This window comes from Bacteroides stercorirosoris, from assembly GCF_900142015.1.
Classification (GTDB): Bacteria; Bacteroidota; Bacteroidia; order Bacteroidales; family Bacteroidaceae; genus Bacteroides; species Bacteroides stercorirosoris.
On sequence record NZ_FQZN01000013.1, the window covers coordinates 93,393 to 109,159 of the forward strand.

The window sequence follows — 15,767 nt, forward strand, 5'->3', positions numbered from 1 at the left end:
TTTATTACAAAGAAAACCTTTTTTTTACGAAAAGCAAAGATATTATGGAAAAAAATAGGGTGAAGCCACCGCTCCACCCTATTCCCTTTACGATACTTATAGATTAATTAAAGAATTCCCTTCACTGTTTCCAGCATTCCTTTTTCCTGGATAGAATCCAGATTAGCTTTCACAGCAGCGGTAAGTCCCGGGATATTATTCAAGTCTTCGCCCCAGATAGAAGTTGCAGCGAGTACGCCTTCGGCTACCTTCTGAGTATCACCTGTAGCCCACAGGTCTTTCAACAGTTGCATGATTTCAGGAGCATCGTTCGGAACGATTTCAGCACCATCTTCACGGACACCACCTTTATAATAGGTAATGATGGCAGCCAGACCGAGAACCAATCCTTTCGGCAGTTCACCTTTGCGTTGCAAATAAGTCTTCAAACCGGGAAGGTCGCGGGTTTCATATTTCGGGAAAGAGTTCAACATGATGCTGGTTACGGCATGGTCAACAAACGGATTGTTGAAGCGTTCCAATACATCTTCTGCAAACTTCTTCAATTCATCCTTCGGCAAGTTCAGAGTTTCCATCAATTCGTCGAACATTACCTTATGGATATACTGGCCGATAACCGGGTGCTGGCAAGCATCGCGTACGATATTTACGCCAGACAGATAAGCAACCGGAGACAGAACGGTGTGCGGGCCATTCAGCAGAGTCACCTTTCTTTCGTGGTATGGCTCTTCGGAAGGAACGAACAGTACATTCAGGCCTGCCTTGTCTGCGGGGAATTCCTTGGCAACTTCCTGAGGAGCCTCGATAACCCAGAGATGGAAGATTTCAGCCTGTACTACCAGGTTGTCATCATATTGCAATTTCTCCTTGATTGCTGCAATATCCTTGCGGGGGAATCCCGGTACGATGCGGTCAACAAGCGTGGCGTATACACCGCAGGCTTCTTCGAACCAAGTCTTGAATTCATCACCCAGCTGCCACAGTTCGATGTACTGATAGATAGTTTCTTTCAGTTTATGGCCGTTCAGGAAGATAAGTTCGCAGGGGAAGATAATCAGACCTTTGCTCTTGTCACCGTTGAAAGTCTTGAAACGACGGTACAGCAGTTGAGTCAGCTTGCCCGGATATGAAGAAGCCGGAGCGTCAGTCAGTTTGCAGGAAGGATCGAAAGCGATACCGGCTTCCGTTGTGTTGGAGATAACAAAGCGCATTTCCGGTTGGTCGGCCAGTTTCATGAATTCTTCATTCTGAGAGTAAGGATTCAGTGCGCGGCTGATTACGTCAATCATCGTCAGGCTGTTAACGGTTTCCCCTTTGTCCAGACCTTGCAGATTCACATGGTAAAGGTCGTCCTGCGCATTCAGCATGTCCACCATACCTTTTTCAATGGGTTGAACCACTACAACGCTACTGTTGAAATCAGCTTTCTCATTCATGTTGTAGATAATCCAGTCAATAAATGCACGCAAGAAGTTTCCTTCACCGAACTGGATGATACGTTCCGGGCGTTGAGCCTTGGAAGCGGTTTGTTTGTTTAATGCTTTCATCTTAAAAATACGTTTTAAATGATTGATACTATTATGTTTATTCAAATTCAAAATAGAAATTGATGTTTTCTTTCATCAGAATATCGATAGGCATATATTTCACTGCGGTCACCGGGCGCTTGAAGACCATGTGGTCGCACAATGCTTTTATGCCGCAATACCCTTGCAGTCCGGGACGTTGCCCGATAAGGTAGTTCACTTCACCGGATTTAAGATACTCCACATTTTTTTGCAACAGGTCGTAGCCGACCAGGCCGGCCAGATGATGGCCTGTTTCCTGCAAGTAACCCGCCACTTGATATACCCGCGAATTGAAAACGGCGCCCAGCACAGCCTGCGGATGTGCCGCAAAAAAATCTTCCAGTGTCCGACGGTTGGCAACAGCATCTTCCTTGTTCAGCACAACGTCGTGAACCACCAGGTTGCTATGTTCCTGGGCTATAAAACTCATGAAACCGTCCAGACGGCGTTGCATCTGTATTTCCGCCGGATTGTCTTTCTTATTATTAAGGAATAATATCACCTCTTGCCCTTCCTCATACTTACGCATCAGGATTTTGGCAGCAATGTATCCGCTTGCTTGAGAGTCTTGCCCTATATAGCAAAGTGCATGGGTGTCCTCTATGTTAAAATCAATGAATGCATAGGGTATATCTTTGCCTTCCAGATAAGAAGTGAGCGCCATCGTTTCTTCGCGGAAATTGGGAGCTATCAGTACGGCATCCACCGGTTCTCTGCGAATTTTCGCACAAGCCTTTTCGTAAGAAAGCCTGTCGGCATGATGGTAGTACAGGTATTCGACACTGACATTGAACGGGCGCAATTCTTGCGCGGCACGATTGATTCCTGCCGCTACGGAGTGCCAGTAATCGTGCTCTATATAATAAGGTATAATACACAGGACACGATAACGCTTCTTTGCCGCCAGGCCGATGGCGAACATATTAGGGTGATAATCTATTTCATCCAAGACTTTCTGAACCTTTTCACGACTTGCGGCGGAGACATCTCCCCGGTTATGCAACACGCGGTCCACTGTTCCGGCAGAAACACCCGCCATGCGGGCGATATCTTTAATGGTGTAGTTCTTGTTTTCCATACTCTCTCCTCCTTGTTTTAAGGTGATAAAGGTTCAATGTCTAAAACTTAAATATTATAAATATTTGCCGCAAAGATACGAATTATTTTGTTTCTCCAAGTAAATTTTCTACTTTTGTGTTCGATAACGGTTAATAAAAGCAAAAACCAATATCTCACCTATTAGCTTTACAATCAATACTATATAGGTATAATAATTGAGAAGTAATATTTTTATATACTTAAAACACAGTAGAATGAAAAAATTTATGGATGAAAACTTCCTGTTGCAGACAGAAACCGCACAGAAGTTGTATCATGAACATGCGGCTAAAATGCCGATTATCGATTATCACTGTCACTTAATCCCTAAAATGGTAGCAGACGACTATCAGTTCAAGTCACTGACTGAAATCTGGTTGGGCGGCGATCACTACAAATGGCGTGCTATGCGCACCAATGGTGTAGACGAACGTTTCTGCACCGGTACGGACACCACCGATTGGGAAAAGTTTGAAAAGTGGGCGGAAACAGTTCCTTATACTTTCCGTAATCCTTTGTATCACTGGACTCACCTGGAACTGAAAACAGCATTTGGTATCGAAAAGATTCTGAGCCCGAAGACTGCACGTGAAATTTACGATGAGTGTAACGAGAAGTTGGCTAAGCCGGAATACTCAGCCCGTGGCATGATGCGCCGTTATCATGTGGAAGCTGTTTGTACGACAGATGATCCTATCGATTCTCTGGAATACCACATCCAGACCCGTGAAAGTGGTTTTGAAGTTAAGATGTTGCCTACCTGGCGTCCCGACAAGGCAATGGCTGTAGAAGTTCCTGCCGATTTCCGTGCTTATGTTGAGAAACTGTCTGAAGTCAGCGGTGTTGCTATTTCTAATTTCGATGATATGGTGGCTGCCCTGCGTAAGCGTCATGATTTCTTTGCGGAACAAGGTTGTAAACTGTCTGACCACGGTATCGAAGAATTCTATGCAGAAGACTATACGGATGCTGAAATCAAAGCTATATTTAATAAGGTATATGGCGGAACAGAACTGACGAAAGAGGAAATTCTGAAGTTCAAGTCGGCTATGCTGATTGTGTTTGGTGAAATGGATTGGGAAAAGGGCTGGACGCAACAGTTCCACTACGGTGCTATCCGTAACAACAACAGCAAGATGTTTAAATTGCTCGGTCCCGATACCGGCTTCGACTCTATCGGTGAATTTACCACGGCTAAAGCTATGTCTAAATTCCTCGATCGCCTGAACTCTACAGGAAAGCTGACGAAGACAATCCTGTACAACCTCAATCCGTGTGCTAACGAAGTTATCGCTACTATGTTGGGTAACTTCCAGGATGGCACGATTGCTGGTAAGATACAGTTTGGTTCTGGCTGGTGGTTCCTCGATCAGAAAGATGGCATGGAAAAACAAATGAATGCTCTTTCCGTACTTGGTTTGTTGAGCCGGTTCGTAGGTATGTTGACCGATTCACGTTCGTTCCTCTCCTATCCGCGTCATGAATATTTCCGCCGTACATTGTGTAACCTCGTTGGTCGCGACATTGAAAACGGTGAAATTCCAGCTTCGGAAATGGATCGTGTGAACCAGATGATTGAAGATATCAGCTACTATAATGCTAAGAACTTCTTCCAGTTCTAAAAGAAAATAAGAGTTGCTTTTTATTTATAGCGAGGAACGCATCAAAATTATATTGATGCGCTCCTTTTTTAGAGCGTAACCATATAAATAAGAGAGAAATTTCCTCCAAGTTATTGGCTTTTATAAATTATTCATTAACTTTGCAACCTCTTTAGAATTATTCTGATATACTTCTAAGGGATTACATATTAAGTAGTTAGAAGCGTTTACCATATTATTCTTGTCAAAGGAAATCGCCAATTTCAAAAAGATGTAAGAATAATAGGCAACAAAACGCTCATGCTCACTGTATATCTAAATGTATAGCTGGGCGTGGGCTGTTGTCTTTATTATCTACATCTTGGGTGTTTGGCGATACCTCTTTGGCAGATAATGGCAACAGTTCCCACGCTTTCGTTTTATTAATAGGTGTCGTTATGGGAGCTTTCGGCGCCGGATATACAGGATGAGAAAAAAACAATATGCCTTATGGGCAGTTACGATTGTGTGTCTTTCATGTTCTTCTTGTTCATCAAGCAGACAAGTATCTTATCTACAAAAGTTAGGTGAAAGAATCCCTGATACACTCGTGGAATATGATGCCCGTATCATGCCCAAAGACTTGCTAACCATCTCCGTCAGTTGTTCCGAACCGGAAGCGGCACTTCCTTTCAATCTGGTGGTGCCTGTATCGCAAACAGGAATAAATTCCACTAATTTAGTTTCACAACCCACCCTGCAGAATTATCTGGTGAACAATCAGGGCGAGATTGCCTTCCCCGTACTCGGCACTTTGACCGTAGGGGGAATGACCACACAGGAAACTTCGGAACTGATTGTCGGAAGATTGGAACGCTATCTGAAAGAACGCCCTATCGTAACAGTCCGACTGGTGAATTATAAGATTTCTGTGATCGGAGAAGTAAGCCATCCGGGAGTCTATACGGTGAGCAACGAGCAAGTGAATCTTTTTGAAGCCGTAGCAATGGCAGGCGACCTGACCATCTACGGAAAGCGGGACAATGTGCGCATCGTCCGCAAAGAGAACGGACAACAGAAACTCATCACCGTCAACCTGAATGATGAAAACCTCATTTATTCCCCCGATTTCTATTTACGTCAGAACGATATCGTCTATGTGGAACCCAATAAGGCGAAAAAGCAAAGTGCCAATATCGGTTCTTCTACCAATCTGCTGATTTCCGTTACTTCCATTCTTATATCACTGGCCGGATTGATGGTGAATATATTACGATAAATAATACGAATAACCACTAATATAAAATACATTATGGATGCACAGCATACAGACAACAATCAGACTCAGGAACAGGAAATTGACTTGATAGATCTCTTCTACAAGCTATTGGCACATTGGCGGTGGTTTTTGCTTGCCGGTGTAGTCGCGTTTGTGGGGGCATATATTTATGTACATGTCACTACGCCGATCTACCAGGCTTCCGCTTCCGTGGTCATTAAGGACTCGGAAGGAAGCGACAAGGCCGTCGACGAATTGTTTCAGAAAGTGGCTCCCACTTCTCTGGCTTCCTCGAATATGCAGATTGAAGACGAAATGGAGATATTGCGTTCGCGCTCCATTTTGCTGCAAGTGATTAACGAACTGAATCTGTATACGAAGTATAAGATAAAGAATGGTCTGTTCTATTCGGAAACAATGGTACCCCCTATCAGTGCCACGCTGGATAAAGAGTCTATGGACACACTGCGTGGAGCATTGCTGATACAAGTGGAGAAGGCAGGCGAACGTTATGCAGTGAGCAGTGCCATGAATGATGTTTGCGTGACGGAAACTTTCACGGATTTTCCCGCTTTTGTAGAGACTCCTGCGGGACGGTGCACTTTGAGACTGTTGCCCGGACACGCATTTACCGAACCTATGAAGATGAACATCTGCCGCCCCATAGATGCCGTGAACTATTATTCCAGGCAGCTGACAGTCAGCACTACTTCAAAGAAAACGTCCATCATCAGCCTGACATTTAAGGATGAGGACAAGAAGCGGGCAGAAGACTTTCTCGTCAAACTGATTGAGGTATATAACCGGGATGCGATGGATGATAAGAACAAGGTGACAGGAAATACGCTCATCTTCCTTGAAGAACGCCTGGACAGCATCAGCTATGAATTGGGATTTGTGGAAAAGCATCTGGAACAATACAAACAGAAAGAGCGTCTGAGTGACCTTAAGACCAATATGACCTTAGACCTGAATACGAACAATGAGTACGAAAAGAAATTGCTGGATGTGGAGATGCAGCTGAACATGACCACCTATATCTATAATTATTTGATGGATGAGAAACACCGTTTTTCGCTCTTGCCGGTGAATACCGGCATTTCAGATACGGAGCTGATGCGGCTGATTAACGAATACAACAAGGAGCTCCTGGAACGCGAGCGGCTGATGAACACGATGAAAACGGATAATCCGACTCTTGTCAATCAGGATGTCAGGATTGACGCGTTGAGAAGAAATGTGATAAGTTCCATAGCCGGTGTGAAAGACGGACTCAACATCGCGCGCACTGACATCCTGCGCAAAACGAATTATTTCAATTCCCGCATCGGAAACATGCCGAAGCAAGAAAGGGAATTTAATAATATCGACAGGCAGCAACAAATCAAGGCGAACCTGTATTTGATGCTACTCGAGCGGCGCGAACAGGCAACCATATCCCTGGCAGCTACCATGAATAAGGCAAGAGTGATAGACCCTCCTCTGACTGCAGATGCTCCCATCGCTCCGCGCAGCATGATGATTTATGCCGGAAGTTTGTTTCTGTCGTGCATAATGACAGCGGGAATCATCTTGTTCGGTGGCGTTTTCCGCACGAGAATCGTGTCGGTGGCCGAGGTAGAGAATACGCAGCTTCCCGTAATAGGGATTATTCCTTATACCAAAGAAGGCGTGGGGGTGCAAGAAGGGCAGAATGGAATCATGGAAGAGTCCTTTCGCCGCATGAGAAGCAATCTGCGTTTTCTTACCGGAGAGGATGATAAAAAGTGCATTCTGATGACCTCGACTGTCAGTGGCGAAGGGAAAAGTTTCATCAGCATCAATCTGGCTCTGACTTTTGCTTTTCTGGGATGCCGGGTGCTGGTTGTCGGTCTGGATATCCGGCGCCCCAGGCTGGCTGAATATTTCGGGATTAAAAAAGACATAGGAATGACCAATTATCTTTCGGAGGCTGACATTAGACCGGAAGATATTATTTTTCCGTCGGGAATGCATAAACAATTGTTCGTGGCGCCTGCGGGACCTGTTCCGCCCAATCCGTCGGAATTGCTGGAACGGCCTAAGCTGAAAGAAGCCTTCACCTATTTCCGTGAACAGTTTGATTATGTCATTGTTGACTCTGCACCGGTAGGATTAATCAGTGATACGCTGAGTCTGAATAAAGTAACTGACTTTACACTATACGTTTGCCGCATAGATTATACGCACAAAAATGCTTTGCCTGAAATCATGGAACTGCAACGGTCGGGACAACTGAACCAAATATCGTTAGTGGTGAACGGCGGAAATCTTGCAGAGAGAAAGTATGGTTACGGAGGAAGATACGGTTATGGATATGGCTACGGATATGGAGATAACGATAAGAATCGGAAATAATAATTAGTAATTTTCATCTCACTCTTTTTTTCATTCTCAATGACAATACCGTTCCGGACTTTCGTTAGGGTTAAGTCCGGGCGGTATTTTCTTAGAACCATCTTTTCTTCTTTTTACTCTGCCCGGTAACGGGATTGCCTTGCGCATAGATGTCCCGGAATGTTTTATGTTCCTTTATCATCTGATAGATGACGCCCCAATCGGGAAGCCCGCCCAGATTGCGGTCGTCAATGAAAAGATCTACTTTCAGCTTGCGCGAGAAGCCTTTGTCCTGCTGCTTTTCTTCAGGATAATCACGGTTGACGGCATAGAATTCCAGCCCTCTTTCCTTGCACCATGCCACGGCTTCTTCCAGAAGTTCGCCTTCGCGCACACTCCATAAAATAAGCCTGTGTTGCTCTTGCTGCAATAATTTCAGAGTATCTATTGCAAAAGCTATTTCCTTGCCTATATACGGATAGCGGTGTTCTACTATAGTTCCGTCAAAATCAACTGCTATTGTCATAGTTCTATCTATAAAAATGATAGAGCAAAGTTACTACAAAAAAGTGAAATGCGGAAAGATATAGTGATAGAATTGAGTTACAAGGGTTTTGGTTGAAGTGGCGATAATCCGTGAAGCCATTACAATCCCTGCCGAAGCCAAATCCTGACGCCGCTACGTTACTTGTTCGTAACCATGCCCGAAAATGCGACAAACGGGTACGAATAGCGAAACAAGGCTCTAAGGAATAGTGAGTTATCCATAACTCATGCGAAAAATCAGGTTACGGAAAAAGATTGCGCCGTTCCTCCCCGTTTTGCGTACCAACACCGGACTCTTCACCAACTAATTTTGAAACCCAAAAATTAAGGACAATGAAGAGTACATTTTCAGTAATCTACTACCTCAAGCGTCAGGTAGTGAAAAAGGACGGGACAGTTCCCGTCATGGGACGCATCACGGTGGACGGCAGCCAGACACAGTTCAGCTGCAAACTGACTGTCGATCCGAAACTGTGGGACACCAAAGGTGGACGTGTCACGGGCAGAAGCACGGCGGCACTCGAAACGAACCGTATGCTTGACAAGATGCGGGTACGCATCAACAGGCATTATCAGGAAATCATGGAGCGTGACAACTTCGTCACGGCGGAGAAGGTGAAGAACGCCTTTCTCGGACTGGAACACCGCTACCACACGCTGATGCAGGTGTTCCGCCAGCACAACGAGGACTACGAGAAGCAGGTGGAGGCAGGCATGAAAGCCAAAGGCACGCTGCTGAAGTACCGCACCGTTTACAAGCACATGCAAGAGTTCCTCGACATCCGCTACCATGTGAAGGACATCGCCCTAAAAGAGCTTACCCCGGCTTTCATCTCCGACTTCGAGATGTTCCTGCGCACGGACAAGCACTGCTGCACCAATACCGTGTGGCTGTACGTCTGCCCGTTACGGACGATGGTATTCATCGCCATCAACAACGAGTGGCTGACGCGCGACCCGTTCCGCGAGTATGAAATCAAGAAGGAGGAAACAACACGCAGTTTCCTGACCAAAGATGAGATCCGCCTGCTGATGGAGGGGAAACTGAAAAACGCCAAACAGGAATTGTACCGCGACCTCTACCTGTTCTGCGCCTTCACGGGGCTGTCGTTCGCGGATATGCGCAACCTTACGGAAGAGAATATCCGCACCTACTTCGACGAACACGAGTGGATAAACATCAACCGCCAGAAAACGGGCGTGGTGTCCAACATCCGCCTGCTCGACATCGCCAACCGCATAATCGGCAAATACCGGGGACTGTGCGGGGACGGCAGGATATTTCCCGTTCCGCATTATAACACGTGCCTTGCCGGTATCCGTGCCGTCGCCAAGCGTTGCGGCATCACCAAGCATATCACGTGGCATCAGAGCCGCCACACGGCAGCCACGACGATATTCCTCTCCAACGGTGTTCCCATCGAAACGGTCAGCTCCATGCTCGGACACAAGAGCATAAAGACGACGCAGATTTACGCAAAGATAACCAAAGAGAAGCTCAATCAGGACATGGAGAACCTTGCCGCAAGATTGAACGGCGTCGAGGAATTTGCAGGTTGCACCATCTAAAAAGAAAAGCCATGAAACGTGACACAATCATCATCGAGGACAAGGCAGTCAGCGTAACCGGTAACGACGTGTGGATGACCGCCACCGAAATAGCCGGATTGTTCCATACGACCGTCCCGGCAGTGAACGCCGCCATCAGAGCCGTCCGCAAGTCGGACGTGCTGAACGACTACGAGGTGTGCCGCTACATGCAGCTTGAAAACGGGCTGCACGCGGACGTGTACGCCCTTGAAATCATCATCCCGGTCGCTTTCAGGGTGAATACCTACAACACCCACCTGTTCCGCACATGGCTGGTGGGAAAGGCACTCTCACAAGAGAAACGGCAGACATACGTGATGTTCATACAGAACGGAAAAGCCGGGTATTGCTGATTGCACATACCCCATAAGACAAGTAAACGGGTAGCACCACAAAAGGTGTCACCCGTTTACTTTTTCATGAAACCGCCTCACTCCAGCGGCTTGCGGTAGTTCGCTTCCAGTACCCCGCGCAGCCCCGTTTCCGGGTAAAGCACCTTCCCTCCCAAAAGTATGAAGGGCAACACGCGGTTGTTGCGGTATTCCTGCAAGGTGCGCCGGCTCACACGGAGCAGTTCCGACACCTCGCCGTCCGTCAGGTAACGTTCCCCGTCCAGCGGAGGACGGTAGCTTTCCAGAAATGCGGACAGCCATTTCGAGCCTTTGCGCATATCCTGCACCACAGAGGCTATCGGCTCGTCTTCCATCGTAAAAACATCGTTGTTCTCGTTCATCATAACTTCGGATTCAGTGGGTGAATAAATCAAATCATCTGCCGTGCGGATAGAGCGTGCCGACAAGCGGTATCAGCCGCTTCACCTCCTCTGGCTTGTAATAGAACCTGCGGTTTATCTGCGAGTAGCCGATAAGCCGCCTGTCACGCAGCGTCTGCAACGTGCGCGGGCTTATTCTCAACTGCCCGCAGACCTCCTCGCCCGTGAGCCATCTTTCCATGCGCCCCGTGTCGCTTTTGCGCCTCAGGGCGGCGACCTTCTCCGAGAGTGCGCCGAATGCCGCCACCATCATCTCGAAAGTCTTTTTCTCGATAGATACTATTTCCATATTCATGTCATTTAGAGTTTGCCGCAAAGGTAACGAAACGGCATACAAGACGTATCGTTTTCCGCTGAAAGGCTGCCTGTTGCGCCGTTTGACCGGGTTACGGAGCCATCTTCCGCAAAAATCTTACGTGAGTCACGTAGTGAGTTGTTAAAGCCCCTTTTGTTTATTGCCGAATTTTGTCGCAGAAACAAAAAGAAAGGACTGAACATGAAAGTGATAACAATGGAAAGTTCCGCCTACAAGGAGATGATGGCGCAGATTGCGAACATCGCAGGGTACATCCGCGAGGCAAGGGACGAGAAGAAACGGAAGCGGGAAACCGAAGACAAGCTGCTTGACACGGCACAGGCGGCGAAGATGCTCAACGTGAGCAAGCGCACCATGCAGCGTATGCGCACCGACCACCGTATCGAGTATGTGGTGGTACGCGGAAGCTGCCGCTACCGCCTTTCCGAGATACTGCGGCTATTGGAGGACAACACAGTAAGGAACGAGGAAGGGACAATAGACACCCTGTTCCACAACCACACGCTGCGCACGGGCGGCAAACCAAAAGGAAGGAGGACATAGGTCATGGAACTGCTCACACGAAACAACTTCGAGGGCTGGATGCAGAAGCTGATGGAACGGCTCGACCGTCAGGACGAACTGCTGCTGGCGATGAAGGCTGAGGGGAAACAGCCCACTATCACGGAAAGCATCCGCCTTTTCGACAATCAGGATTTGTGCATGTTGCTCCAGATAAGCAAACGCACCCTCCAACGCTACCGCAGCGTAGGCGCATTGCCCTACAAGACGCTGGGCAAGAAGACCTATTACAGCGAGGAGGACGTGCTGACATTCCTTTCCAACCATATCAAGGACTTCAAAAAGGAAGATATAGCCTTCTACAAGGCTCGTATCCATAATTTCTTTCATAAATAACCCATTAAAACATTTTTCAGATGGCAAAGAAAAAAGACGAAAAGGACGTGCTGGTAGTCCGTGACGAGAAGACAGGCGAGATCAGCGTGGTAGCCGGGCTGAACGCGGACGGCACACCCAAGCGCACCCCCGCAAAAGCGGAGAACGCGCAGAGTTTCCTGCAATTCGACCGACATGGCGACGTGCTGGACAACTTCTTCAAGAACTTCTTCCGGCAGTGCAAGGAACCCAGCCGCTTCGGTTTCTACCGCATTGCGGCAGACCAAGCTGAAAATCTCTTAGAGGTGATGAAGCAACTGCTGAAAGACCCCGAAGCGAACAAGGAGCTGCTCGCCCCTCACAAGGTGGACACCTCCGACTATGAGAAGAAGGTGCAGGAAGAGATGGCAGCACAACAGACAGAGAAACAAGAACCTCAAAAACAGGAGAACATGGAACAACGGAAAGAACAGCAACAGGACAAATCCGAACAGATGCAGGGCAAACGTGGCTACCAGCCCATCGACGAGAGTAAAATCAACTGGCAGGAGCTGGAGGACAGATGGGGCGTAAAGCGGGACAACCTTGAAAAGTCCGGCGACCTTACGAAGATGCTCAACTATGGCAAGTCCGACTTGGTAAAGGTCAAACCGACCTTCGGCGGCGAATCATTCGAGCTGGACGCCCGCCTCTCCTTCAAGAAGGACGGTGAGGGAAACATCAGCCTCGTGCCGCACTTCATCCGCAAGGAGCAGAAGCTGGATGAGTACAAGGAACACAAATTCTCCGACAATGACCGGAAGAACCTCCGCGAAACGGGCAATCTCGGTAGGGTCGTGGACATTGTGGACAGGGAAACGGGCGAGATCATCCCCTCCTACATCAGCATCGACCGCAAGACGAATGAAATCACGGACATTCCGGCAAGCAGGGTGCGCATCCCGGAGCGCATCGGCAAGACGGAAATCACCACGCAGGAGCGGGACATGCTCCGCGCCGGACTGCCCGTACGCGACAAGCTCATCGAGCGCAACGACGGCAGAAAGTTCGTCACCACCCTGCAAGTGAACGTGGAGCAGCGCGGCGTGGAGTTCGTGCCGGGAACCGGCAAGTCGCCCCGTACCGCACAGACACAGGAAACCAAAGGCGACACATCGAAAAGTCAGGCGCAGGGCGGGGAAAATGCCGCACAGACCAAGAAGGAGCAACGCCGCAACACGTGGACGAACGAGGACGGCAGCATCCGCCCCATCAGCAAATGGAGCGGCGTGAGCTTCACCGACCAGCAGAAAGCCGACTATGTGGCGGGTAAAGCCGTGAAGCTGGAGAACGTGACCGACAAGCAGGGCTTCCATGCCACGATGTATATCAAGTTCAACCCGGAGAAGGGACGCCCGTACCGCTACGACACGAACCCTGACAATGCACAGCAGGTTGCTCCGTCCAACGAGAGCCGCACGCAGGTGGCGGTGAACAACGATGGCAAGACCAACGAGGCTACAAAGAATCTGAGAGAGCCGTTGCAGAAAGGTCAGACCAACCCGAAGGACGCCCGCCAGCAACAGCAGCAGGAGAAGCCGCAGAAGAAAACGGGCAAGGGCATGAAAATGTAATCCCGTGTCCGCCACTGAATCCAAAATAAAATCCAAAGTATCAACAAAAAAGAAGAAGACATGAAGACAATCATTGCAGAAAAGCCCTCCGTGGCACGTGAAATCGCCCGCATCGTGGGCGCGACAAAGAGAGAGGAAGGATATTTCGAGGGAGGCGGTTATGCCGTGACATGGGCATTCGGACACCTCGTTCAGCTTGCCATGCCCGACGGCTACGGCGTGCGCGGATTTGTCCGTGACAACCTCCCGATTATTCCCGACACATTCACGCTCGTCCCCCGTCAGGTCAGGACGGAGAAAGGTTACAAGCCCGACAGCGGCGTGGTGTCGCAGATAAAAGTCATCAAAAGACTGTTCGACACAAGCGAACATATCATCGTGGCGACCGATGCCGGACGCGAGGGAGAGCTTATCTTCCGCTACCTCTACCACTATACGGGTTGCACCACTCCTTTCGTGCGCCTGTGGATCAGCTCTCTCACCGACAAAGCTATCCGCGAGGGACTGCGGAAACTCGAAGACGGCAGCAAATACGACAACCTCTACCTCGCCGCCAAAGCGCGGAGCGAATCCGACTGGCTCGTGGGCATCAACGGCACACAGGCGTTATCCATCGCCGCCGGACACGGCACGTATTCCGTGGGGCGGGTGCAGACACCAACGTTGGCTATGGTATGTGAACGCTACTGGGAGAACCGCCGCTTTACGTCCGAAGCATTCTGGCAGCTCCATATCGCAACGGACGGTTGCGACGGCGAAGTCGTGAAATTCTCATCCTCCGAGAAATGGAAAGAGAAAGAACCGGCGATGGAACTATATAATAAGGTAAAGGCGGCAGGTTGCGCCACTGTCACGAAAGCCGAGCGCAAGGAGAAGACGGAGGAAACTCCCTTGCTCTACGACCTGACCACGCTCCAGAAAGAAGCCAACGCCAAGCACGGCTTCACGGCGGAACAGACGCTTGAAATCGCGCAGAAACTCTACGAAAAGAAGTTGATAACCTATCCGAGAACGGGAAGCCGCTACATCCCCGAAGACGTGTTTGCCGAAATTCCCAAACTGCTCGCTTTCATCGGCACACAGCCCGAATGGAAAGACAAGGTGCGGGCAAAAGCCGCCCCGACACGCCGCAGCGTGGACGACGGCAAGGTGACAGACCACCATGCCCTGCTCGTCACGGGTGAGAAACCGCTCTTCCTCTCCAAAGAGGACAATACCATCTATCAGATGATTGCCGGGCGCATGGTCGAGGCATTCTCTGAGAAATGCGTCAAGGATGTGACCACTGTCACGGCGGAATGTGCCGGAGTGGAGTTTACCGTAAAAGGCAGCGTCGTGAAGCAAACCGGATGGCGTGCCGTCTATGGCGAGGAAAAAGAGGAAATTACCATCCCCGGCTGGCAGGAAGGCGACACGCTGACACCGAAAGGCTCGTCCATTACCGAAGGAAAGACCAAACCCAAGCCGCTGCATACCGAAGCCACCCTGCTCTCGGCAATGGAAACGGCGGGCAAGGAAATTGAGGACGACGCACTGCGGCAGGCGATGAAGGACTGTGGCATCGGTACTCCCGCCACACGCGCCTCCATCATCGAAACGCTTTTCAAGCGCGGTTACATGGAACGCTGCAAGAAGTCGCTTGTTCCCACCGAAAAAGGACTTGCCCTCAATTCCGTCGTCAAGACGATGCGCATCGCCGATGTTGCCATGACGGGCGAATGGGAAAAGGAGCTGGCGCGTATCGAGCGCGGGGAACTGTCCGACGACACCTTCCGCAAGGAGATAGAGGCGTACACACGTGAGATAACCTCCGAACTGATCTCGTGCGACAAGCTCTTCGGCAGCCGTGACTCCGGCTGCGCGTGTCCCAAGTGTGGCACGGGCAGGATGCGGTTCTACGGCAAGGTGGTACGCTGCGACAACACGGAGTGCGGACTGCCCGTGTTCCGGCTGAAAGCGGGACGCACCCTGTCCGACGATGAAATCAAAGACCTGCTCACCGAAGGGCATACCAAGCTGCTCAAAGGGTTCAAGAGCAAACAGGGCAAGAGTTTCGATGCTGTTGTCGCCTTTGACGGGGAATATAACACGACTTTTGTGTTCCCGGAGGCTAAAAAGGACAAGAAATTTTCAGGACGGAAGAAATAGTATTAACTTTGCCACTTGTTCAGAGT

Annotated in this window: 14 protein-coding genes; 9 read left to right on the forward strand and 5 right to left on the reverse strand. The window is 49.2% G+C overall.

Annotation, left to right across the window (positions count from 1 at the left end; genetic code table 11):
- Positions 1 to 107: 107 nt before the first annotated feature.
- Both BUC01_RS11385 and BUC01_RS11390 read right to left on the reverse strand, forming a co-directional pair.
- The gene (locus tag BUC01_RS11385) at positions 108 to 1,547 is read right to left on the reverse strand and encodes a tagaturonate reductase (protein WP_025831094.1); all 1,440 of its coding nucleotides are present in this window, start codon (positions 1,545 to 1,547) and stop codon (positions 108 to 110) included.
- A 37-nt stretch (positions 1,548 to 1,584) separates the two neighbouring features.
- A complete protein-coding gene (locus BUC01_RS11390; protein ID WP_025831095.1) occupies positions 1,585 to 2,646 on the reverse strand; it encodes a LacI family DNA-binding transcriptional regulator in 1,062 nt (353 codons plus the stop codon).
- A 235-nt stretch (positions 2,647 to 2,881) separates the two neighbouring features.
- On the opposite strand from BUC01_RS11390, the gene uxaC reads away from it, so the two are divergent.
- The 3 genes from uxaC (at position 2,882) to BUC01_RS11405 (ending at position 7,901) form a co-directional block, all read left to right on the forward strand.
- Positions 2,882 to 4,288 (forward strand): glucuronate isomerase, encoded by a 1,407-nt coding sequence (gene uxaC / locus BUC01_RS11395; RefSeq protein WP_025831096.1) that lies wholly within the window; start codon positions 2,882 to 2,884, stop codon positions 4,286 to 4,288.
- Positions 4,289 to 4,733: 445 nt separating this feature from the next.
- Positions 4,734 to 5,525 carry a polysaccharide biosynthesis/export family protein gene (locus BUC01_RS11400; RefSeq protein WP_025831097.1) on the forward strand — a complete coding sequence of 264 codons (792 nt, stop codon included), beginning with the start codon at positions 4,734 to 4,736 and terminating at the stop codon, positions 5,523 to 5,525.
- A gap of 33 nt (positions 5,526 to 5,558) precedes the next feature.
- The gene (locus BUC01_RS11405; RefSeq protein WP_025831098.1) at positions 5,559 to 7,901 is read left to right on the forward strand and encodes a GumC family protein; all 2,343 of its coding nucleotides are present in this window, start codon (positions 5,559 to 5,561) and stop codon (positions 7,899 to 7,901) included.
- Between the two features lie 91 nt (positions 7,902 to 7,992).
- Here the strand turns inward: BUC01_RS11405 and BUC01_RS11410 are convergent, their stop codons facing one another.
- On the reverse strand, positions 7,993 to 8,406 hold the full coding sequence (locus BUC01_RS11410; protein ID WP_025831099.1) for a BT0820 family HAD-type phosphatase: 414 nt from the start codon (positions 8,404 to 8,406) through the stop codon (positions 7,993 to 7,995).
- A gap of 353 nt (positions 8,407 to 8,759) precedes the next feature.
- On the opposite strand from BUC01_RS11410, the gene BUC01_RS11415 reads away from it, so the two are divergent.
- A complete protein-coding gene (locus tag BUC01_RS11415; RefSeq protein ID WP_004291422.1) occupies positions 8,760 to 9,995 on the forward strand; it encodes a site-specific integrase in 1,236 nt (411 codons plus the stop codon).
- Between the two features lie 11 nt (positions 9,996 to 10,006).
- Positions 10,007 to 10,369 (forward strand): hypothetical protein, encoded by a 363-nt coding sequence (locus BUC01_RS11420; protein WP_004291423.1) that lies wholly within the window; start codon positions 10,007 to 10,009, stop codon positions 10,367 to 10,369.
- 77 nt (positions 10,370 to 10,446) lie between these two features.
- Here the strand turns inward: BUC01_RS11420 and BUC01_RS11425 are convergent, their stop codons facing one another.
- Entirely contained in the window at positions 10,447 to 10,752 is a 306-nt protein-coding gene (locus tag BUC01_RS11425) for a helix-turn-helix domain-containing protein (RefSeq protein WP_004291424.1), read from the reverse strand.
- Between the two features lie 31 nt (positions 10,753 to 10,783).
- Complete coding sequence (locus BUC01_RS11430; protein WP_004291426.1) at positions 10,784 to 11,083, reverse strand: helix-turn-helix domain-containing protein; 300 nt, start codon at positions 11,081 to 11,083, stop codon at positions 10,784 to 10,786.
- 138 nt (positions 11,084 to 11,221) lie between these two features.
- On the opposite strand from BUC01_RS11430, the gene BUC01_RS11440 reads away from it, so the two are divergent.
- The 4 genes from BUC01_RS11440 to BUC01_RS11455 are packed head-to-tail and all read left to right on the forward strand — an operon-like array spanning position 11,222 to position 15,741.
- On the forward strand, positions 11,222 to 11,647 hold the full coding sequence (locus BUC01_RS11440; protein ID WP_004291432.1) for a helix-turn-helix domain-containing protein: 426 nt from the start codon (positions 11,222 to 11,224) through the stop codon (positions 11,645 to 11,647).
- 3 nt (positions 11,648 to 11,650) lie between these two features.
- On the forward strand, positions 11,651 to 12,001 hold the full coding sequence (locus BUC01_RS11445) for a helix-turn-helix domain-containing protein (protein ID WP_004291454.1): 351 nt from the start codon (positions 11,651 to 11,653) through the stop codon (positions 11,999 to 12,001).
- Between the two features lie 20 nt (positions 12,002 to 12,021).
- Positions 12,022 to 13,593 (forward strand): DUF3945 domain-containing protein, encoded by a 1,572-nt coding sequence (locus BUC01_RS11450; RefSeq protein ID WP_004291455.1) that lies wholly within the window; start codon positions 12,022 to 12,024, stop codon positions 13,591 to 13,593.
- A 60-nt stretch (positions 13,594 to 13,653) separates the two neighbouring features.
- A complete protein-coding gene (locus tag BUC01_RS11455) occupies positions 13,654 to 15,741 on the forward strand; it encodes a type IA DNA topoisomerase (protein ID WP_004291456.1) in 2,088 nt (695 codons plus the stop codon).
- The last annotated feature ends 26 nt before the right edge of the window (positions 15,742 to 15,767 follow it).